This window comes from Acetobacter fabarum, assembly GCF_029069195.1.
Taxonomy (GTDB): Bacteria; Pseudomonadota; Alphaproteobacteria; order Acetobacterales; family Acetobacteraceae; genus Acetobacter; species Acetobacter fabarum_A.
On record NZ_JARDYK010000002.1, the window covers coordinates 286,006 to 307,706 of the forward strand.

General features: G+C 58.2%; 18 protein-coding genes and 1 riboswitch. Of the genes, 7 read left to right on the forward strand and 11 right to left on the reverse strand.

Annotation, left to right across the window (positions count from 1 at the left end; all coding sequences use genetic code 11):
- Positions 1-25 precede the first annotated feature (25 nt).
- Positions 26-481, forward strand: a complete 456-nt coding sequence (locus tag PY793_RS04575) for a MerR family transcriptional regulator (RefSeq protein ID WP_275176926.1) — start codon at positions 26-28, stop codon at positions 479-481.
- A gap of 190 nt (positions 482-671) precedes the next feature.
- On the opposite strand, the gene PY793_RS04580 is transcribed toward PY793_RS04575, so the two are convergent.
- The 6 genes from PY793_RS04580 to PY793_RS04605 all read right to left on the reverse strand — a co-directional run bounded on the left by PY793_RS04580 (position 672) and on the right by PY793_RS04605 (position 6,846).
- A complete protein-coding gene (locus PY793_RS04580; protein WP_275176927.1) occupies positions 672-1,490 on the reverse strand; it encodes an SDR family NAD(P)-dependent oxidoreductase in 819 nt (272 codons plus the stop codon).
- A gap of 412 nt (positions 1,491-1,902) precedes the next feature.
- The gene (locus tag PY793_RS04585) at positions 1,903-3,219 is read right to left on the reverse strand and encodes an outer membrane beta-barrel protein (RefSeq protein ID WP_275177106.1); all 1,317 of its coding nucleotides are present in this window, start codon (positions 3,217-3,219) and stop codon (positions 1,903-1,905) included.
- 213 nt (positions 3,220-3,432) lie between these two features.
- Positions 3,433-3,984, reverse strand: a complete 552-nt coding sequence (locus tag PY793_RS04590; protein WP_275176928.1) for a flavodoxin family protein — start codon at positions 3,982-3,984, stop codon at positions 3,433-3,435.
- Positions 3,985-4,167: 183 nt separating this feature from the next.
- Positions 4,168-4,806 carry a ubiquinol-cytochrome c reductase iron-sulfur subunit gene (gene petA, locus PY793_RS04595; RefSeq protein WP_275176929.1) on the reverse strand — a complete coding sequence of 213 codons (639 nt, stop codon included), beginning with the start codon at positions 4,804-4,806 and terminating at the stop codon, positions 4,168-4,170.
- A 22-nt stretch (positions 4,807-4,828) separates the two neighbouring features.
- Positions 4,829-5,605 (reverse strand): cytochrome c1, encoded by a 777-nt coding sequence (locus tag PY793_RS04600; RefSeq protein WP_275176930.1) that lies wholly within the window; start codon positions 5,603-5,605, stop codon positions 4,829-4,831.
- Entirely contained in the window at positions 5,605-6,846 is a 1,242-nt protein-coding gene (locus PY793_RS04605) for a cytochrome b (protein WP_275176931.1), read from the reverse strand. Before PY793_RS04605 ends, PY793_RS04600 begins: the two co-directional genes overlap by 1 nt.
- Before the next feature lie 302 nt (positions 6,847-7,148).
- Positions 7,149-7,296: riboswitch (FMN riboswitch) on the forward strand.
- Positions 7,297-7,417: 121 nt separating this feature from the next.
- Between PY793_RS04605 and ribD the strand changes: the two genes are divergently transcribed.
- The 6 genes from ribD (at position 7,418) to PY793_RS04635 (ending at position 14,683) form a co-directional block, all read left to right on the forward strand.
- Positions 7,418-8,470 carry a bifunctional diaminohydroxyphosphoribosylaminopyrimidine deaminase/5-amino-6-(5-phosphoribosylamino)uracil reductase RibD gene (gene ribD / locus PY793_RS04610; protein ID WP_408744663.1) on the forward strand — a complete coding sequence of 351 codons (1,053 nt, stop codon included), beginning with the start codon at positions 7,418-7,420 and terminating at the stop codon, positions 8,468-8,470.
- Positions 8,452-9,054, forward strand: a complete 603-nt coding sequence (locus PY793_RS04615; protein ID WP_275176932.1) for a riboflavin synthase — start codon at positions 8,452-8,454, stop codon at positions 9,052-9,054. The genes ribD and PY793_RS04615 overlap by 19 nt, the downstream gene beginning before the upstream one ends.
- Positions 9,039-10,379 (forward strand): 3,4-dihydroxy-2-butanone-4-phosphate synthase, encoded by a 1,341-nt coding sequence (gene ribB / locus PY793_RS04620; RefSeq protein ID WP_275176933.1) that lies wholly within the window; start codon positions 9,039-9,041, stop codon positions 10,377-10,379. Before PY793_RS04615 ends, ribB begins: the two co-directional genes overlap by 16 nt.
- Before the next feature lie 46 nt (positions 10,380-10,425).
- Positions 10,426-10,914 (forward strand): 6,7-dimethyl-8-ribityllumazine synthase, encoded by a 489-nt coding sequence (gene ribH / locus PY793_RS04625; protein ID WP_275176935.1) that lies wholly within the window; start codon positions 10,426-10,428, stop codon positions 10,912-10,914.
- A 54-nt stretch (positions 10,915-10,968) separates the two neighbouring features.
- Positions 10,969-11,979: a lysylphosphatidylglycerol synthase domain-containing protein gene (locus PY793_RS04630; RefSeq protein ID WP_275176936.1), complete on the forward strand. Its 1,011-nt coding sequence runs from the start codon at positions 10,969-10,971 to the stop codon at positions 11,977-11,979.
- 109 nt (positions 11,980-12,088) lie between these two features.
- The gene (locus PY793_RS04635) at positions 12,089-14,683 is read left to right on the forward strand and encodes an MMPL family transporter (RefSeq protein ID WP_275176937.1); all 2,595 of its coding nucleotides are present in this window, start codon (positions 12,089-12,091) and stop codon (positions 14,681-14,683) included.
- A gap of 152 nt (positions 14,684-14,835) precedes the next feature.
- On the opposite strand, the gene PY793_RS04640 is transcribed toward PY793_RS04635, so the two are convergent.
- The 5 genes from PY793_RS04640 to PY793_RS04660 form a co-directional block, all read right to left on the reverse strand.
- Positions 14,836-16,095 (reverse strand): NAD(P)/FAD-dependent oxidoreductase, encoded by a 1,260-nt coding sequence (locus PY793_RS04640; RefSeq protein WP_275176938.1) that lies wholly within the window; start codon positions 16,093-16,095, stop codon positions 14,836-14,838.
- A gap of 108 nt (positions 16,096-16,203) precedes the next feature.
- Positions 16,204-16,440: a DUF3297 family protein gene (locus PY793_RS04645; protein ID WP_275176939.1), complete on the reverse strand. Its 237-nt coding sequence runs from the start codon at positions 16,438-16,440 to the stop codon at positions 16,204-16,206.
- 83 nt (positions 16,441-16,523) lie between these two features.
- The gene (locus tag PY793_RS04650) at positions 16,524-19,859 is read right to left on the reverse strand and encodes an efflux RND transporter permease subunit (protein WP_275176940.1); all 3,336 of its coding nucleotides are present in this window, start codon (positions 19,857-19,859) and stop codon (positions 16,524-16,526) included.
- Positions 19,860-19,913: 54 nt separating this feature from the next.
- Entirely contained in the window at positions 19,914-20,777 is an 864-nt protein-coding gene (locus PY793_RS04655; RefSeq protein ID WP_275176941.1) for a GIN domain-containing protein, read from the reverse strand.
- Entirely contained in the window at positions 20,731-21,693 is a 963-nt protein-coding gene (locus PY793_RS04660; protein ID WP_275176942.1) for an HlyD family secretion protein, read from the reverse strand. Before PY793_RS04660 ends, PY793_RS04655 begins: the two co-directional genes overlap by 47 nt.
- Positions 21,694-21,701 lie beyond the last annotated feature (8 nt).

The window sequence follows — 21,701 nt, forward strand, 5'->3', positions numbered from 1 at the left end:
GGCTAGAGGTTCAAGAGGATTCTGCATGTTGAGTATCGGAAAACTGTCTGGGCTGACGGGTGTAAAGGTGCCAACCATCCGGTATTATGAGCAGATCGGGCTGCTCCCTCGGCCAGAACGGAATGACGGCGGGCAGAGGATTTACGATAACACGAGCCGCGAACGCCTGAATTTTATTCGCCATGCGCGTGAATTGGGGTTCCCGTTGGATGATATCCGGGAACTGCTGGCTCTGTCGGATGATCCCGCACAAAGTTGTGAGGCTATTGACGCTATTGCAAAACGCCAGCTTGCGGAGGTGGAACACCGCCTTGTTCGGCTGAATGCCTTACATAAGGAACTGGAGCGTATGGTGGAGCAATGCACCTGCGGTACTGTGCAAACATGCCGGGTTATTCAGGTTCTGGGCGACCATGGTCTATGTGGGACAGACCATAGGAAAATGATGTTACCTGACATTGATCAGGAATGTCTGAAATAGCGGGCCTGTCAAACACGCTCCACCGGATATTCTCTTGCGATACAAAGATCGGGCAGGACGGGGCTGATGAAATGACCCCGGTCAGGAGCGTTATGTCCGGCCCTTCCTTCAAGCTGGAGCGTGGAGCGGCTCATGGCCTGAGCCTGATCTGTCCGGAGGGCTGTATGCCAAAAGCGGAGACAGACGGCCCTTATCCAGTATTCCTGCCATTTTTTTTGTAGTGTGCGCGGCGGGATTTGGCCCATGCGGTCATCAGTGGCAGGCAAAGACGCAGGAAAACAGGTGACCACAGGAAAAGGCTGCAAAACAGCCTGTCAAAGCTGGATGGGAAGTTTTCAACATGGTTCCGGACATGGGAGGAAAGAATCCATGTAGCTATTGCTTCTGGTTCCTGTGGAGCGGACATGAAGTTCAGGACCGACCCGCCACGTTCCATTTCTGTCGTCAGCATGGAGGTATTCACACTGCCTGGGAAGACGGAGGACACCCGAATATGGCGTGGCTTGAGTTCCTGCTCCAGTGCTAGAGCAAAGCCGCGCAAGCCGAATTTGGAAGCAGTATAGGCGCTGCTGCCCGCCAGAGGGAAAATACCCGCCATGGAGTTGGCATAAATAATATGGGAGTCTTTTGCCATTGCTGGCAGAATGGCATTGGTCAGCAGCATTACGCCGAGCAGATTGGTCTGGATTTGCTCAATAACCGGGGCATGTTCCAGAGTTGCTACTGGCTGCGGAGAAATAACGCCAGCACAGAATATAAAGAGGTCAATACTGGCGCAGGCCTGCCCGATTGCACGGGCAGTTTCAGTGATGGCATGTGAATTGGTCAGGTCGCATGCCAGCATGCAGTCAACATAAGATGTCTCTGCTGCCGGAGCGTGCTGGCGTGACAGGCCAATGACCCGATATCCACGCTGGCGCAACTGATGGCACAAAGCACGCCCGATGCCGCCGGACGCACCGCTGACGACAGCTACTTTCTGACGAGTTTCCCTGCTTTTTTCAAACAAATCAATTGCCTATCTCAACAATTCCCAAATTGACACATATGCGGCAGGCCATGATGGTGCCGCCAGCAATTGTGTTTTTCGTCTAACATACCTTGTCAGCCTTGTCTTCCTTGGATCGACATTACGCTAATCTGGCACAGATTAGAATAACGCAGGGCTTTATCTCCCGTAAGCGTGACAAAGTTAAGGCCAAAGCGCCTTTACCTCAAATACTCTAAAGCTTTTGGTGCAAAGCAGCGATTATTTTTTAATTCTTTAATACTGGGCCGTTATCACAGGTGGTTCCATACGCTCAGCATATGGACCGGGCTTATGATCATTACTACTGCTGCAGGCGCGGCGGCAGGGTAAAAAACATGCAGGCAGGTCTGCTTTTCTGCGGGAGAGCGGACCTGCCTGCATGGCATATTGTTTAAAAGCCGATAATCGCATCGCCACCAAAGGTGAACATGCCGTTGTTGCGGCCACCGTTAAAGGGTGAGGTGCTGTTGAGCGAACGGTCAAACCGGATTTCAGGACGAAGCTGGAAGATACGTATGTGGTTGCCCAGATCGGGGCGGTAGGCAACGTTGAGCGAGAGGTCGCCATAAGTGGTGCCGTGCCCGCCTGGGCCGGTCATTGTGCTGTAAGGGCGTCCTGCAATGGCATTCATGTAAGAATTGTTGCTGGTAAAGGTCGCAACCATGAGGTTGTTGTTGTCGCGGTAGATTTCGCCGCGATAGTTGAAGGTGAAGTCCTTGTTGATCTTGTAGCTGAGGAAGCTGACAAAGCTCTCGGCATCCGTGCCGCGGAACTGACCATCGGGGCGAGCGCCGTGTATGCCTTCGTCATGCAGGTAGTTGAATTCTGCGGTCAGGCTCAGCCTGTCGTTTACCTGATAGGTCGCGTTAATATCGTTCCAGAAGCGCTGTGCGTGGTCTGCCTCGTAATGACCAACGCTCTTCCATGAGTTTTCAGGCCCCACGCGGCTGAGTTCGACAATACGGAGTTTGCCACCGAGCAGATTGTTCAGGTTGAAGCCAAAATATCCCGCGGGACGGCTGTTGTTGTCCGATGCGCCAAAGCTTGTCTGGTTTCCTGTATCAATCCCGAAAGTGACGTCCAGAATGGGGGTGACATGCCAGTTGAACATAGCCCCCACATGCTGGAACGGCACGGAATATTCAGACGTATAAGCCAGTGTGTAGAATGCGCGGGAGGAGGGGTCCAGCCCTTCTACTCCCATGGGGGCCTGTAGAATACCGGCCTGCATGTCCAGCCCGCCCGAGGTCAGCCAGGGCAGGTGTACGTCCACATGGGCCTGTGCAGGAATAAGCTGGTAGCGGGCCTTCCATTCCTGATCGGATACTCCAACCAGATGGTAGTAGCGGGCATCCGAGCCATAAAGACCTTCAAGCGTAAAGCCGATCTGATAGGTGTTTTTGCTGGGGTCGATGGCTTTGGAGAGCGTGAACTCCGCCTGATTCAACTGGACCTGATTGGCATGGTCTGCCAGAAAATCGCCAAAGTTGTAGCCGGGGTTGGGGCGGGCCGGGTTGGCCATGATGCCGCCTTCAATCTGGCCAATCAAGGTTACGTCCGACAGCCAGTGTGACAGGTCGGAGCCCCCACTTGAAAAAGCTGAAAAAGGGTGAACCTGAGCCTTTGCTGATTTAAGGGGAACCGCCACCAGAACCGAGGCAACGCCAAGGGCCACGGCAAGACCTGATTTTTTTCCGGACAGATTCATCATTCAGATTCCCACACTTCGTATTGTATTTATATGTGCTGCCAAGGTGATTGACTATTCCGATAGGTAACATTCCGGTTCCATAATGAAATGCCAAAAACGACAAGCGGGCATCACACTTTCGTGATGCCCGCTGACCATGGGACATGCGGATTTATATTTTTCTAAAAATAAACGGCTTCGGCACAGTTTTGTGCCGAAGATATGAGTTTTTTATGCAAATTTCTCTGTAATTTCGGCAATGCGCGCGCCAAATGCGGCGGCCGTGTCCAGTCCGCCTTGTGGAATCTCGTCCACACTGGCGTCAGATGGGCTTTGCACCAGCAGACCGGTGGAACCACCCAGAGCGTTCAGGTCCGTGTCCTTGGCTGCTTTTGTATTGGAAGGCAGCATGCCAAGGCTGATCCATATGCCACCATGCTGTCCCGCAAGGGTTTGCAGCCATGCCAGTGTCTGCCCCTTATCGCCCACCGGACTTGCGCTGTTGGTAAAGCCTGCGAACAGCTTGTTCTGCCAGCCCCGCGTGAACCAGATTCTGGAAGTGGCGTCAGCGAATTTTTTAAACTGCCAGCTTGCATTGCCCATATAGGTAGGCGCGCCCAGAACAATGGTTTTGGCCTCGGCCAGCTTGTCCCATGCGTTTTCTGGCAAGTCACCATTCTCATCAATGGCAATCAGTTCGGCCTTGGCGCCATGAGCCAGATGTTCGGCCACTTTGCGCGTGTGACCATAACCTGAGTGATAAACAACAACAATTCCCGACATCTCAGTAACTCCCTTGGGCCGGGCTGGAGAAGCCCGGCTGTTCGTAACCCGAGCATGGCGCAGCGCGCTATGGCTGATAAGTTGCTTTTGGGAAAAAGCATCTCACACTACAGGTGTGAGGTTTGCAAAGGCATGGTCCCCCAAAAAAAACCGCCAGACAAAGGCTGGCGGGGGGGGGAGGGGTCAGATCTGTTCTATGGAAGAGAAGTCGAAACTTTCTCCCTTGGGGTTTTCGCCCAGCCGGATCACTGTAGCGGACGGCATGACATAAGGAGGCACAGGAAGGTTATAGGGAGCTGGCGCACCTTTTTGCACCCGTCCTGCCAGATCAAATTTGGAGCCATGGCAGGGGCAGCCATACCCGCCAGATGCCTCCGGCCCGGAACCCTGCGGAGGGGTGTAGGTCGGTACGCAGCCCAGATGTGTGCAGATGCCCACATAAACTCCATATTCGGGCACAATGGAGCGGTGCCAGTTACGGGCATAACCGGGCTGCTGGTTGGCGGTGGAACTGGCATCCTTGAGCAATGCGTTCAATTCCGCATTCTGCAGTCCTGCCAGTTCTTCCGGTGTGCGGCGGATAATAAAGATGGGCTTGCCCTGCCATACGGCGACCATCTGCTGGCCGGGGGTCAGGTGGGCAATATTCACGTCAACCGGCAGGTGTGCGGCGGCGCTGTCCTGCGGTTGCAGGCTTTCCACAAATGGAATGGCGCAGGCAGCAATGCCTGTGACCGTGCCAGCCGTGGTGACCATGCCCAGAAAGTCACGGCGGCCGGGAGCCTGTTCAGGAGCCGGGGTTGTGTCAGTCTCGCGTGTCATATGCTTGCGTGCTTTCTGTTTTTCACTGCGTTTTCAGGCGTTTCCAGATTTTGCGCTTCCATGCAATGGCCAGTGCAAGCAGCACGGCCAGATAGACCATAACGGCCTTGCCAATGCTGTGTCGTTCATTGCGATGCGGGTCGGACGCCCAGACCAGAAAAGTGGTTATGTCGCGGGCCTGCTGTTCCACCGTGGCGGGTGTACCATCAGGATACTGGATCATGCCGTTCATGAGCGGAGGGGGCATGCCAATCATGTGGCCTGAGACCCAGTCATTATAAAACTTGCCGGGCACCATGGGGGCGTCAGCTGGCGGGGGCATACGGTAGCCGGTCAGGAACGCGTATAGCCAGTCCGGCCCGCCGGGATGGGTCATGGCAAGGCGGGACTGATCGGGCGGAGCCACGCCGCCCATCATGGCCGCAGCCGCTGCATCGCTGGGGAAGGGGGAGCTCAGGTGGTCGTCGGGTAATCCCGGCCGCGTGGTGGGCTGGCCCGTGGCATCCGGCGCGCCGGGCTGTGGTTTTGCTTTTGCGGTCTCTTCAATCTGCTGGCGGGTCAGGCCAATGCCTGCGAGATCGTTATAGGTCAGGTTCTGCATGCCGTGGCATGTGGAGCAGACGCGCTGGAACACCACAAAGCCGCGTTGCAGGCCGGGCTGGTCATACTGGCCTAATGGTCCTTCAAAGCTCCAGGTCTGATGGGGCGGTGTTTTGCCCGGCTCATTGGCCAGTGCAGCGCCAGACAGGCCAAGTGCCAGCAGCAGGCCAGCGGCAGGACGGGAAAAAGAACCCTGCATTACTGATCTCCTTCCGCAGCGGCTATGGAGGTGGGGAGTGGACGTGTTTTTTCCCTGCGGGAAGCAAGGGGGAGCAGCACCACAAAGTAGCTGAAGTAATAAATGCCCGCCAGACGCGCCACAATCAGCCACCCACCTTGTGCGTGGTGCTTGCCTGCCACCGCCAGCAGAATAAACGCGGCGACCAGCCCGAACAGGCCAATGCGGCATAGCGGGCGGAAGCGCATGGAGCGCACGGGGGAGCGGTCCAGCCATGGCAGGGCAAACAGGATCAGCAACGACGCGGCAGAGGCCAGCAGGCCACCAAATTTGGACGGTACGGATTGGAGCAGGCTGTAAAACGGCAGGAAATACCATTCCGGCTCAATATCGGCCGGTGTGTGCATGGGGTCGGCGGGTGTGTAGTTGTCCGCCTCGATCAGCAGATTGGGCCAGAAGAACATAAGAGCTGCAAATACCATGGCGAACACAATAAGCCCGACCAGATCCTTGCTGATGTAGTAGGGGTAGAATGGTACGGTGTCGCGCGGGGTGCGGGGTTCAATACCCAGCGGGTTGTTGGACCCATTGATATGCACCATGCTCACGTGCAGCCCCACAACCCCAACGACCAGAAAGGCGAGCAGGAAGTGCAGCACAAAAAAGTGGTGCACAAATACATCGCCCAGATGGTCGCCTCCGGCCATAATGTGTTCGAGGCTGGGGCCAATGCCGGGTATGGCACCCACGGCCTTGGTTATGACGTCGGCCCCCCAATAGGACATCTGGCCCCACGGCAGCATGTAACCGGCAAAGGCGGTGGCCATGACCATAACCAGCAGCACAAGTCCGCTCAGCCACAGCAGCTCGCGCGGGGCCTTGTAGGAGCCGTAATACAACCCGCGAAAAAGATGCACGTAGAGTGCGGCCAAAAACAGGTTGGCCCCGGTCATATGCATGGCGCGCAGCAGCCACCCACCGGCAAGCTGGCGGTCTATCGCCTCGACCGACAGGAAAGCCCCCGCATTGGTCGGGGTGTAGTTCATGGCCAGAAAAATGCCGGTAGCCAGCATAAGCAGCAGAACAACAGTCAGGATGGCCCCAAAATTCCATAACCCGTTCAGGTTCCGGGGCAGGCGGAAGTCAATATATTCTGCCCGGAAGGCAGAAATAACAGGCAGGCGTGCTTCAACCCACCCTGCAAGGCCGGTCATGGCGGCGTGGGGCGGGGGGGTCCGGGGTGCCGGGTCTGGCTGGGTCATGGCTGGTCCATGGGGATTAGGAAAACTCCAACATACAGTGCATAGGCACCCACCAGGCAGGAATTCCAGGACGCGCGGGAATGTCCTGTCTGCTCCTCGGGGTTGCAAAAGCTGCCCGACTGATCCGTGCCTGAAGTCAAGGCTGCCTGTTCTCTCTCATAACAGTGTCGGAATGTTAGGCAAGGGGGAATGGCTTTTTGGGCTGGTTTGGACCAGCCATAAGCAGATGTGAAAAGTTTTATCCTTGCAACACACTGGGGTTAGGGCCATCATATTGGCAAGAGCATCCGTTTGTGCGGGTGTGACGTTCTCAGGGCAGGGTGTAATTCCCTACCGGCGGTAAAGGGGTGGTGCGCTGCCCCAAGCCCGCGAGCGCCTGCTTCGGCAGGGTCAGCAGATCCGGTGTAACTCCGGAGCCGACGGTCATAGTCCGGATGAAAGAGAGCGGGAAAGAGAGACTCGTTTTTTGTCCGTTCAGCCGGAATCCGGCTTGCGTGCATAAAGCGGGTAACCCTTCTTGGCGCCCTGAGTCCGTCTGTCATGAACAGGTATGGACTAGAAGAGACACAGGGTGAACAGTATTTCACAATCTTTTGCCCACACCATGCCAGAGCATGTTGGCGCGGCTTTTGATATGGCTGTGTCCGAAGCATGGCGTTTTGTCGGGCAGACTGCGCCTAACCCCGCCGTGGGGTGTGCGCTGCTGGATGCTCGGGGAAAAGTGCTGGTGGTAGCCGCCCATCACAAGGCGGGCGCATGGCATGCCGAGCGTCTGGCGGTGGAACAGGCGCAGGCGCTTGGCGTAGTGGAGCAGATTCATACTGCCGTCGTTACGCTGGAGCCGTGCAATCACACTGGTCGCACTCCCCCATGCACGGAAGCGCTTTTGTCCACGCCTGTGCAAACGGTATGGATTGGCTGCGCGGACCCCAACCCCCATGTGTCTGGTGGTGGCGCTGCGTATTTGCAGGCCAGAGGGCTGGATGTGCGCTGGCTGGCCCATGCCTCCAACGGTGGAGCATGCATGGCGCGCTGCAGGGCGTTACTGGCCCCGTTTGCGTGGCGCATGGCGCATGGACGGCCGTGGATTACGGTCAAGCAGGCGGTTAATGCGCAGGGCAGTATGCGACCTCCGGCTGGCAGCACAACATTTACAAACCGGCAATCGCTCGAGTTTGCCCACGCCCTGCGGCGTGCAACCGATGGCATTGTAACAGGCACGGGCACAATACGGGCCGATCTGCCCGCCTTTACCGTGCGGCATGTGCCAGATCACGCCAGCCGACGGAGGGTGCTGGTGGTGTGTGGGGCGTCCACCACCGTGCCTGCTCACTGGCTGGAGCAGGCGGAAGTACACTTTGATGTTCTGTTTTGCCCCGACTGCTCCGATTTGCCCGGAGTGCTGGCCAGTACTCCGGCCTTGTGGGTGATGGTCGAGGCCGGTCCGACCCTGTTGCGTGCCATCAGCGCGCAGGGGATGTGGGATGACTGGCTGCATATCGGCCAGGATGCGCATGGGTGCGACCATTTTTCTGTTTCAACCCGACACGACATTTCCCCGCTTTCCCTTTTTCCACAATGGGCGCGGTGCACGCAGGAGCAGACATGTTTTCCGGTATTATAGAATCTCTTGGTCAGGTCCTTGCCGTCGAGCAGGGTGCGCGCTCCCTCATGCTGGAAGTGCAGACGGGGCTGAGCGATGTGGCGGAGGGCGAGAGCATTGCCGTCAACGGTGTCTGTCTGACAGCCGTGGCTCCGGCACAGAACATGCCAGTACGTTTTTTTGTCAGCAGTGAAACACTGGACCGCACCATGCTGGGCACGCTTGTGGTCGGGTCCGGGGTTAATCTGGAACGTGCGGTAACACCTTCCACCCGCCTGTCCGGGCATATCGTGCAGGGGCATGTGGATGGGCTGGGCAAGTTTGTGGGGGCTACGCCTTCGGGCGGTGCCCGGCGCGTGGAGTTTGACATTCCCGCGGACCTGCGCCGCTACATGGTGGAAAAAGGCTCGGTCGCGCTGGACGGGATCAGCCTGACCCTGAACGAAGTGGGGGCGGTGCATGATGGCATGTTCCGCATCGCCCTCATGATCATTCCGCACACATGGGACCACACGACACTGGGTACGCTCAGGGTGGGGGATGCCGTGAATGTGGAAGTGGATATCATTGCAAAATATGTGGAGGCACAATGTCAGACAAAATGACACAGGGGCAAACCGCACCGCTCCGGCCTTCCGAGCGTCTGCTACGTGCGCTGGACGCCGTGCGGGCGGGCCGCATGGTTGTGATGGTGGATGATGAAGACCGCGAAAATGAGGGCGACCTTGTTATGGCGGCGCAGTTCATGACTCCACAGGCCATGAACTTCATGATCACCCATGCCCGTGGGCTGGTCTGCCTGCCCCTGACCGCCGAGCGCGTGGCGCAGCTGGAATTGCCCATGATGGTGCGGCAGAGCGAGAACACCGCACAATATGGCACGGCGTTTACCGTGTCGATCGAGGCGCGTGAGGGGGTCAGTACCGGTATTTCCGCAGCCGATCGCTCCCAGACCGTACTGGTCGCCACGGCAGATGAGGCGACACCGGCGGATATTGCCTCTCCGGGGCATGTCTTCCCCCTGCGGGCCGAACCCGGCGGTGTGCTGGCGCGTATCGGCCATACCGAAGGCTCCATTGACCTGCTGCGCCTTGCCGGGCTCAAACCCGCCGCCGTGATCTGCGAAATCCTGAACGAAGACGGCACAATGGCCCGCCGCCCTCAGCTGGATGTTTTTGCCCGGCAGCATGACATGCCCATTATTTCCATTGCCGAACTGGTGGCATGGATTGGCGCGCATGGTCTGGCGCCGCTGGAGCCACAGCCTGCGCAGCCCCCCGCACCTGCGGTGGACGCAGTCGTGCCTGATCTGGCCAGAGCTGCCCTGCCCAGCGTGTATGGTGGGAATGACCTGATCATTCATGCCTTCAGGGACGAAAAAGGTGTGGAACATGTCGCGCTGGTCAAGGGAGATGTCCGCCCCAATGGCCCGGTGCCGCTGGTGCGCCTGCATTCCGAATGTGTCACGGGGGATGCGCTTGGCTCCCTGCGGTGCGATTGCGGGTCTCAGCTGCAGGCTGCGTTGCAGGCCATCGGGCAGGCGGAGTGTGGTGTGCTGGTCTATGTGCGTGGGCATGAAGGGCGGGGTATTGGTCTTGTGAACAAGATACGCGCCTACGAATTGCAAGATGCCGGGCTGGATACGGTAGAGGCCAACCACAGGCTCGGTTTTGCAACCGATGCGCGCGACTGGAATGCGGCGGCAGGTATCCTGCGCAGCCTTGGGGTGGGGCAGCTCGACCTGCTGACCAACAACCCCGATAAGGTACGGGCGCTGGAAAGCAGGGGTTTTGTAGTGCGTAAAAGACTGGGGCTGGAAATTCCGGCCAACATGTTCAATCGTGCGTACCTGCATGCCAAACGCAAACGCATGGGCCACCACCTGAGCTGTGATGCACCGGCTCCTGCAATACACAAGGTTCCGGCCTGAACTGTCTGTATTCAAGACGCAGTGATTCAAAAGGATAATACGACTTATGGGTACACGTTCCCCTGTTACTCTGCCTGACCTCAAGGCTCTTTCCCCCGCACCCCGTCTGGCGCTGGTTGTCAGCCGGTTTAACGAGACGGTGACAGGTGGCCTGCGGGATGGCGCTATTGCATGGCTGGACGAGCATGGCATTGCCGTGGCTGAAAGCGATGTGTTTGCAGCCCCCGGCGCGTTTGAAATGCCGCTGCTGGCGCAGGCGCTGGCCAAAACCGGGGGGTACGAAGGGGTGATCTGCCTTGGCTGTGTGGTCAAGGGAGATACGGCGCATTTTGAATTTATTAGCCTTGGGGCTACCCTTGGCATCGTGCAGGCCAGCCTTGCAACCGAAGTGCCGATCGCGTTTGGTATTCTCACAACCTACACAGAAGAACAGGCGACTGTGCGTTCTGGGGATGATGTGCATAATAAAGGCCGCGAAGCTGCTGCTGCCTGTGTGGAATCTCTTGCTCTCCTGCGACAGATCAGGGAGGAATAAAAAGAGCGGCATGCCGGAGGAAGCGCCAGCGCGGGCATGAAATGGGGAGACTGCATGAAGCGCATCACTCTTGTGGCCGGTATTCTGGGGCTGGGGCTGACGGTGTGGATGCTCTCGCGTTTTGGCGCACAGGCCATTTTTGCGCTTGTTATGACTGGCGGCTGGGGAATCCTTGCCGCCATTGTTTTTCATGCCGTTCAGGTGTCTCTTTCCGCTCAGGCGTGGCGTATCATTGCGCGCCGTGACCTGCCGCCCCATCTTCCCCTGCGTGACTTTTTCATGCTTCGCTGTGTGCGTGAGGGGGTGAACAACCTGCTCCCCGTGGCTCAGGTAGGGGGGGAGGTTGTTGCCAGCCGCCTGCTCTCCCGGCGGGGGCTGGGTTTGCGTCGTGCCGCAGCCGCTACAATCTGTGACCTTACGATCGAACTGCTCAGTCAGGTTCTGTTTACTGTGGCGGGGCTGCTTCTGCTGCTTGTTCTGGTCCAGCGGTCGGCTGTGACCGACAGGTTGCTGGAAAGTGCTCTTGTACTGGCCGTTATTGGCGTAGCCGTCTTTGCCAGTCAGTGGCTTGGGGCCGTAGCTCTGGTGGAAAAACTGCTTGAGCGGATTGCCGCCCATCTGGGCTGGGGTGGGGTTGAGGGTATTCGCGGTATTCATCAGGAGGTGCTGGGCCTGTACAAGACCCGGAACAACGCGGTGAGCAGCCTGCTCCTTCAGTTTGCCGCCTGGGCGCTGGGGGCGGTGGAAGTCTGCCTGATCCTGCATTTTATGGGCCATGACTGCTCTTTGGCGACAGGTTTTGTTATTGAAGGCGTGGGAGAAGCCGCAAAATCCGCAGGGTTTGCCGTACCCGGCGCGTTGGGTGTGTCGGAAGGGGGATATATGGTTGTCGGGGGGTTGTTTGGCATTGCGCCCCCTGTTGCCATTGCGCTTTCACTGATCAAGCGCCTGCGCGAAATCGCCTGGGGAGTGCCTGCACTGGTATTGTGGCAGTGGCTGGAGCACGCATGGTCTGACCACCGGAATGGCCCGGAAAAATCCCATTTTCCGCATTCCGGGCGGTAAAAGAAGAGTGGCTTGCACAGATAGTCACTTGCATCGTGCGAAGCGGTTGGGCAAACCAAGGCGGTTTTGTGCCTGACGCCATGACTTTTCTAGGATCCTGTCGTTTATCATGCTCTTTGCACCCATAGGTCGTTTCATCACCCTTTGTGCGCGCCATGCGTGGCTGGTCGTGGCACTCTTTTGCGTGTTGTCAGGCGCTGGCGTTTACGCGGGTATGACCCAGCTTGGCGTCACCACGGATACGAGCAAAATGCTCTCTCCCCGTTTGCAGTGGAAGCAGCGCTCGGATGAAATGGCCCGCCTGTTCCCGCAGAAAGAGAATCTTCTGGTCGCGGTGGTGGAAGCCGACCTGCCAGAAGAAGGGCAGGAAACCGCACGCCAGTTGGCCGAAAAGCTGGCAGCGGACCACAAGCACTTTGCCTTTGCCAACAGGCCGGATGCCAACCCGTACCTTGAGCGCAACGGGCTTATGTTTCTGGAGCCCAAACCTCTTGCGGGAATCCTGAACGACACGATTGCCGCACAGCCGTTTTTGTCCGCCCTTGCGCAGGACCCATCCGCACGCGGGCTTTTTGGTGCGCTCTCCCTTATTGCGGAAGGGGTCAAGACCGGACAGGCTAATCTGGCAGGTTTTCAGGCCCCGCTGACCGGCTTTGCCAATACGCTGGAAAAAGCGGCGGATGGTCAGGCATCTCCGCTTTCCTGGCAGCGTTTGCTTGGGGGGCAGTTGTCCGACCTTGCCGGGCGTTACCAGTTTGTCATGACCCAGCCCATTCTGGACTATGGCTCCTTCCAGCCCGGAGGCGAGGCCACGGATGCCATGCGTGCCGTGATCAGGGATCTTGAATTTGTGCGCAGCGGCCATGCCAAGGTGCACCTGACCGGGCAGGTGCAGCTTGATGATGAAGAGTTCGCAACCGTGGCCGAAGGCATGGTGGCAGGGCTTGTGGGGTCTTTGCTGCTGGTTACGCTGTGGCTTACGTTGGCTGTGCGCTCATGGCGTGTGGTGCTGCCTATTGTGGTAACACTGGTTGTGGGGCTGCTGCTGACCACGGGCTTTGCCGCAGTGGCGGTTGGCACCCTGAACCTGATTTCGGTCGCATTCGCCATTCTGTTCGTGGGGATTGCGGTGGATTTTGCCATCCAGTTTTCTGTCCGCTTCCGTGCACAGATACCTGCGGCCACAGGCAGGGAAGGCATGTATGAAGCCCTGCGCATGACGGGGGAGGAAACGGGGCATCAGATTCTGGTTGCCTCCCTTGCCACATCTGCAGGTTTTCTGGCGTTTACGCCCACGGCCTTTCTGGGTGTGGCCCAGTTAGGGCTTATTGCGGGTATTGGCATGATCGTGGCGTTTGTGTGCACCACCACCTTGCTGCCTGCGCTGCTGTGCATCTGTCACCCGCCGCTCAACTGCCCCAGCATGGGGTATGTGTGGATGAAGCCGGTGGATGTCAAAATCCGGCAGCATCGCAAATGGCTGCTGGCCTTTTTTGGCGTGGTTGCAGTTGTCGGGCTGGTGCTGGTTCCCGCCTTGCAGTTTGATGGCGACCCGCTGCATACCAAAAACCCCAATTCCGAGGGTATGCGCGCCCTCAGCCTGCTGATCAACAACCCGCAGACATCCCCCTACAGCGCGGAACTGCTGGTGGCGTCTCTGGCCGATGCCGAAAAACAGGCTGACCGTCTGGGTGAACTGCCCGATGTGCATGATGTCATGTGGCTTGGTTCGTATGTGCCCACGCAGCAGCCTGAAAAACTTGCTCTTATTCAGGATGCAGCCTCCCTGCTGCTGCCAACGCTGATTGTGCCTACCCCCAAACCTGCGCCAGATGCAGCCACCCTGCGTACAGCGGCCGCCAACACCGCCCGAGCATTGGCCGAGGTGCTGGACAAGCTGCCCGCCAACGACCCCCTGCGCAGGATTCAGGCTGCTCTGGCCCGTCTGGCCACAGCGCCCGATGCCACGCTTGAGGCCGCCAATACCGCTCTGGTACGGTTTTTGCCACCAGAGCTCAACCAGTTGCGGAGCATGTTGCAGGCCGGGCCCGTTACCATGCATGACGTACCCCCAAGCATTGCAAACGATTATCTGCTCCCCGATGGCCGCGCCCTTGTGGAAGTGCACCCCAAGGGGGTGATGAGCAGCTCTGGCGCATTGCGCAAGTTTGTCGGGTCCTTGCAGAAGGTCGAACCTGACATGGCCGGTACGGCGGTGGATATTGTGGAAAGTGCGCGCTCAATTGTGCGTGCGTTTGAACAGGCCGCCGGGGCCGCCGTGGTCATGATCGCCATTATCCTGATGATCGCTCTGCGCAGGATCAAGGATATGGCGCTTGTGCTGGCCCCCCTGCTGCTGTCTGCACTGATGACGGTTATTCTGGTCGTGCTGCTGCCAGAAACGCTCAACTTCGCCAACATTATCGCGCTGCCGCTGCTGCTTGGTGTTGGCGTATCCTTCAATATCTATTTTGTCATGAACTGGCGTGATGGGGTTAAATTCCCGCTGGCATCCCCCACAGCGCGGGCTGTGCTGTTTTCCGCCCTGACTACGGGTACGGCTTTTGGCTCGCTTGCTCTTTCGCATCATCCCGGTACAGCCAGCATGGGGCGCTTGCTCCTGCTTTCTCTGGCCTGCACGCTTTTGGGGACTTTGGTGTTCGTACCAGCCCTGCTTCCCAAACGCGCCATTGATGAGGATTGAGCCAGAGGTGTACTGGTCGGAGCACTGGCTGATCTGATATTCCGGTAAACAGGCATAAAAAAAACCTCCCCCGAACAGGGGAGGTTTTTTTATGTGTGTGTTCACATCTTCTGCTGCAGCAGGTTGGACATGTGCGGCAGGAGTGGTGTGTGTCAGTCTTTGGACCATTCCGGGTGATGCGGCATTTCAATATCGCGGCCCTTGAGCATCATGTCCCAGTAAACATGGGGGAATACGGTAGTTTTGAGGAACCATGCAAACCGGCTGGGTTTGCGCTGGTCGTAGGGGAAGCTCGGAGCAGGCTTGCCGCCATACAGGAATTCGGCCAGTACGATCTTGCCGTACGCCACGGTCAGCGGGCATGCGCCGTATCCGTCATACTGCCCGCTTAACGGGTGACCATCCAGAGACGCCAGAACATTGCTTACGACAACAGGGGCCTGCGCGCGTGCGGCGGCCATGGTTTTGGCGTTGGAGGTGTTCGTGACATCCCCGATACCAAAGATGAAAGGATATTGGGCGTGCTGGAGCGTTGTCGCATTGACATCCAGCCAGCCAGCAGCATCGGCCAGCGGGCTTTTTTTAACAAAGTCAGGAGCACTCTGGGGCGGGGTTACGTGGAGCATGTCAAACTCCCGCACAATTTTTGTTACTTTGCCGTCGGGCCCGGTGACTGCAAAAGTTGCCTTGCGTTCGGGACCGTTCACGGCAATCAGATTATGTTTGTAATGGAGGTTGATGCCGTAATAATCCACGGCCTGCTGCAGGGCAGGGCGGAAATAGGGCACGCCAAACAGGGCATCGCCCGCAAGGCAGAAATCCACACTGGTGCGGTTCAGTGTACCCTGCTTGCGCCAGTGATCGGCGGCAAGATAGGCAGCTTTTTGCGGAGCGCCTGCGCATTTGATCGGCATGGGCGGCTGGGTGAACAGGGCAGTGCCCCCAGCCAGGGACTGGATGCAGGCCCAGGTATATTCCACCGTATCTTTGGAGTAGTTGGAGCACACCCCATTGCGGCCCAGTGTTTCGCTCAGGCCCTCAATCTTGTCCCAGTCAAGCTGTAGGCCGGGGCAGACAATCAGGCGGCCATAGGCAACGATGCGTCCATCCGTCAGGGTCAGGGTGTTGCTGTCGGGTTCAAAGGTGCTGACGGCAGCCCGCAGCCAGGTGCAGCCTTTGGGAATAAGCCCGCCTTCCTGTTCCAGTGTGTCGCGCAGCTTCATGACCCCGGCGCCAACCAGTGTCCAGCCGGGCTGGTAGGTGTGGGTTGTGGCGGGGTCGATAATGGCAACATCCAGTGTGGGGCGTGCACGTAGCAGGCGGGCTGCAACCGCAATGCCAGCGGACCCACCGCCAACAATAACAATAGTGTGCCTGATATCGGCTCCCGTGCGCGGGGGTGTCTGGGTCATGGCATGGTGTTCCTTCTGATCTGCCCTGGAATGATGCATGACACTATTCCAAACACTGACAATTAAATAAAGTATTTAATTGTCAGTGTGCCATGTGCTGACGGCAGGTCAGTCTTTAAGCCAGACCTCGACCGGGCCATTCAGCTTCATGGTCAAGGGGTTACCATGGCGGTCCACTGTTTTGCCAACAGCGATACGCACCCAGCCTTCGCTGACGCAATATTCTTCCACATTGGTTTTTTCCACGCCTTTGAACCGTACGCCAACGCCGCGTTCAAGCAGGGTTTCGTTATAGAACGCGCTGTTGGGGTTGACGGAAAGACGGTCAGGCATTGCATCGGACATAACGGAAATTTCCTTGGTAAAATGATTGTTCGAACGGTGTTTTATAAGCTTTTGAGCAGAAAAGCCATGCAATGCCAGTCGTGTTAGGCTGCGGTTCTGGGGTGCCTGCCTGTCCATCCTGCCAGTTTGCGCTGGAGCCACGCAGCCGCTTTGCGTGCAAAAGCTGCCAGCCGATGCATGAGCAGATACACAACAGGAGTGGAATACAGGGTGAGCAACTGGCTGGTGGCCAGCCCGCCCAGAATGGCAACCCCAAGTGGCAGGCGCAGTTCCGCCCCATAGCCGCGCCCTACAATCATGGGTATGGCGGCAAAGGCTGCGGCCATGGTGGTCATGAGAATGGGGCGGAAGCGGGTCAGGCAGGCCGTCTTTATGGCCTCATGCGGGGGGAGGTTCCGGGTTCGCTCGGCGTGCAGGGCAAAGTCGATCATCAGGATGGCGTTTTTTTTCACAATGCCGACAAGCATGATCACTGCAATCATGCTGATCAGCGAGAACGGCTGCCCGGACAGCCAGAGCGTGAGTACGGCCCCAAAGGCGGCCGAGGGCAGGGTGGAAAGAATGGTCAGCGGCTGAATGTAGCTTTCGTACAGAATACCCAGTGTGATGTACATGGTGGCAATGGCGGCGATAAACACCAGAGCTTCGTTTACCAGGTCCTTGTGCAGATCGCCTGCCTCGCCCGAAAAATCACCTTTCAGGCTTTCAGGGGCATGCAGGTTACGCATGATCTGGCGGATTTCGGTTTCCGCCTCGCTCAGAGAATGACCGTCCGCCAGGTCGAAGGAGAGCGCACCAGAGACAAAACCGTTTTCGTGGCTGACCTGTAACGGAGTGGGTGCGCTGGCTATGCGCGCAACCGTGGGCAGGGGCACCATGGTTTCGGATGTTGCGGAAACGGCGGAACCATTGGAGGCTCCGGCTCCACCACCTGCCAGCCGGTTGGCAATGGCGTTGCGGAAGGACTGCTCGGAAAGGCTGTCGCTGCGTGCGGCAGAGGTATCGACAGGTTTGCGTACCCGTATGGTGTTGGAGGCCACAGCCCCCGATGCCGTGCCACCCGCAGTGGATATCCATAGGGTTTTCAGCATTTCCGGGTTGTCACGGAACTGTTTTTGCACCTCCATGACCACGTAATAAGTGGTCAGCGGCGTGGAAATGCTTGAAGCCGTGCGCTGGCCATACGCATCGTACAGGGCGTTACCAATAAGCTGGGGGGTAATCTGGTAGCGGGCGGCATTGTCACGGTTGATCAGCACATGCAGCGCCATGCCATGCCCCACCGTGTGGCTGCTGACCCCGCTTAGTATGGCGCTGTTGCGCAGGGCTTCGGTGATGCGGGGCACCCACTGGTCAATATCGGCGTCGTTTTCGCTGCGGAAGACAAAGCTGTACGCGCCCTCATGCACACGCTGGCCACCACCATTAATATCGCCCGCATTGGAAATGCTGGCTGTAAGCCCCGGTATGGCGCGCACGCTCTGCTGTATGGTGCTGGCAATGTCTTCTGGCGTTTGCGTGCGCTGGTTTTTGGGCTTGAGCTGGGCATAGACCTCTGCTTCGTTCGCGGCGTCTTCGCCCGTAAAGCCGAGCACACCTTCCACCCCCGGAGCGGCCTGCATGGCATCAAGCACCGTACGGGTCTTGGCGGACATGGCAGAAAAGGAGGAGGTCTGGTCCACGCTCAGATACCCCTGCAAAAAGGCTATATCCTCCGCAGGCAGAACGGTTTTGGGGATGATGAAAATCAGTCCTGTGGTCGCCACAAAACTGAGCGGGAGCGAGAGCAGTGTCAGCCACGGGTGGCGCAGGGCAATGTCCAGCGTGGAGCGGTAGAACCGTATCATCCATGCCATTGCGTGGTCCGTGGCATCGGCCAGCAGATGGGCTGCCCGTACGAGCGGGTTGGAGGATTGCTGCGCTGGAGCCTGCGGACCCGGATGCACGTCCAGAAAGCGTGCGCACATCATGGGGGTAAGCGAGACTGCCAGAAAGAAGGAGACCGAGACGGCGATGGTCAGGGTCATGGCGAATTCAAAAAAGATCTTGCCCGCAATGCCTTCCATCAGCAGCAGGGGCAGAAACACCGCGATCAGGGAAATGGTGATGGACAGAATGGTAAAACCGATTTCCTGCGCACCTTGCAAGGTGGCCTGTATGCGGTCCATGCCTTCTTCCATATGACGGGCAATGTTTTCCACCACCACAATGGCATCATCCACCACAAAGCCGGTGGCGATGGTCAATGCCATGAGTGAGAGCGTGTCGAGCGAAAAACCCAGCAGGTGCATGAAGGCCAGAGACCCCGCAAGCGAGATCGGCACCGTAACGGCGGGAATAAAGGTGGAGCGCCAGCTCCGCAAAAACGCCAGCACCACCAGCACCACCAGCAAAACGGAACCAAGCAGGGTTTCCTGCGTGTCTTCCAGAGCTCCACGGATGGAAATGGAACGGTCCGAGACCAGTGTAAACGCAACATCCGCGGGCAGGGCATTGCGCAGGATGGCTGCGCGCGCGCGAATGGCGTCGGTTACCTCGATCACATTGGTACCCGGCTGTGCGCGGATAATGGCCAGAACGGCGGGCTGCCTGTTGTACCACCCCGCGGTGCGCTCATTCTGCGGGCCGGAGCGCACGGTTGCCACGCTGCTCAGCCGCACGGGCCGGTTATTGCGGTAGCCGATTACCAGATCACGGTATTGCTCTGGGCTGTGGGCCTGATCATTGGTCTGGAGTGTCAGCCGCTGTCCCCCGGTTTCTATAAATCCTTTGGGCGTATTGGCGTTGGCCGAGGCAAGGGCGGAACGCACGTCTTCAAAGCCGATTCCGTACTGATAGAGAAGCTGGGGGTTAACCTCCACACGGATGGCGGGTTTGTCCGAGCCCACAACATCTACCCAGCCCACCCCCTTAACCCCGGCCAGCATGGGTTTGAGGTGTGTTTCCCCCAGGTCTCGCAGGGCGGTGGTGTTGCGTGTGGCCGATGTAAGGGCCGCAATCATGATCGGGCTATCCGATGGATTGGCCTTGTAGTACTGGGGCTGGTCGAGCAGCGTGTGGGGCATGTCCGCCCTTGCCGCGCGCAGGGCGGCCTCCACATCCCGCGCCGCACCATTGATGTCACGGTTATTATCAAAGAACAGCAGGATGAACGCGCTGGAATCCGTTGTGTCCGAGCGCATGCTGCTTACGCCCGCAATCTGGCCAAGCCTGCGTTCCAGCGGGGTGGTGACTGCACTGGCCAGCTGCTGGGGGGAACTGCCGGGTTGCGTGGCAATGACGTAAATGACCGGGACGGAAATATTGGGCAGGTCCGCAACCGGCATGGCACGGTAGGCAAAAAGCCCCGCCACCATAAACGCAACCGCCATAAGGGTTGTGCCAACGGGGCGCATAATGAACAGCCGACTAAAAGACACCGGCAGGGCTCCTCTGGCTTTGCTGGGTGGTGTGTGTGTGTTTATCCAGCCGTATTAGTTCTGCTGCGTGGAGGAGGCATCGGGCAGGTTGACGTCAATCCGTCCCTTGCCATCGCGTTCCGTGGCCACAGTGCCGGTGGCTTTGTGTACACTGATATTGCCAGAACCCTGCACATGTAGGGCCGCAACGCCCGTGGTGCCACCAAAACTGGCATCACCCTTGCCTGTGTTGTTGATGTCCAGCGCCTTGAGCGTACCCGCAGGAGCACTCAGGCTGGCTGTGCCAGCAAGATACACAGCCAGAGCCGGAGCATTGATCTGGCGGATGATAATGGGGGCGGATGTGGTGGAGCGCAGGCGGGCCGAGCCTGCCAGTGTGTCAATGTGGATAGGTCCGGAAGAGTCTGATGCCAGATCAATCGGCCCGGTTCGCCTCAGCTCGATACCGCCCGAGCCGGACTGGATGGACAAGGGGCCTTTGCGGGTATCAATGACGATACGCGTAGCCTGCGGGCTGTCTATGGCCAGTGGCATGGTCGATGGCGTGTGCAGTTCAAGGTTCTGCCCACTGGGGCAGCCCGTCTGCGTCAGGGTTATGGTACCATCCGCGGCGGTGGCGCTTTGCAGGCCAGCAGGCCATGCCTCGGGAATGTCCACCCCGTCAGACAGGGTGTGGTCGGTTACAACATGCAGGGTGCTCAGGCACGGTGCGCTTACCTGTACCCGCTGGCCGGATATGGTCCGTGCCTGTGCGCCAGCGCTCAGGCACAGGGCAAGGGCGCAGGATATGGCAGTGCGGCGGGGCAGGGTAAAGGAATGGTGCATGCCTGCATTTGTGCCAGTATGGGGGGCGGGCGTCCATACTCTATTCCTAATGCCGTGTGCCGTTCCCGCCTGTGCCGCCCATAAGGGCATCATGCAGCCTGTCCAGTGCTTCGGTCAGGGAATCATGGGCACGTTTGCCCTTGCTGCCAACAATGGTGACTGTGGTGGTCATGCCTGCGGCAAGCTGGGTGCCGGGGGGAATACTGTCAATCTGCACCCGGACGGGAATACGCTGCGCCAGCCGCACCCATGTATAGACCGGGTCCACTGATGGCAGACCCTGTGTGGAAGGCGTTGCATTGGGGGTGGCAATTCCGCGTGTAATGCTGGTGATATGCCCCCACATGGGCTGGCGATAACCCATAAGGTCCAGCCTGGCGCGGTCACCAATATGGATGGAGCGGATTTTGGTTTCCTCAAAATATCCGTCCACCCAGTAGGAGGAGGCATCAATGACCTGAACGTTCGCCTTGGCTGCGGTGGCGTAGTCCCCCACACGCATGATCAGGTTGTTGACGTAGCCGGTTACGGTGCTGCGTACATGGGTGCGGTCAAGGTTGATGTTGGCTTGGGAAAGAGCCGCCATGGCCGAGGCATACTGCGCCCTGGCAACTTCCGCCGTGGCCTGGAACACCTGTTTTTCCTCGCGGGAGGCGGCGGCATCGGTCAGGTTGTTGCGTCGGTATTCCTGTGCGGTCTTGAGCACCATATCCGCCTGCCGCTCGTTGAGCAGAGCGGTAGCGGAGGCCACAGCTACCTTGAAGTCAAATGGATCGATATCGTACAGAACATCGCCCGCATGGACAAACTGGTTGTCGCGTACCTTGATATCTATGATCTGACCCGAAACACGTGGCGCAATATCGGCCACCTGTACGCGTACCTGTCCGTTACGGGTCCATGGGGCGGCGGTATAGTAATCCCATAAGACAAAGCAGACCACGGCTGCAATGGCCAGAATAATGCCGGTCGTCACAAATTGCAGGAGGTGGCGCGCACGTTCAAACACGGTGGAAA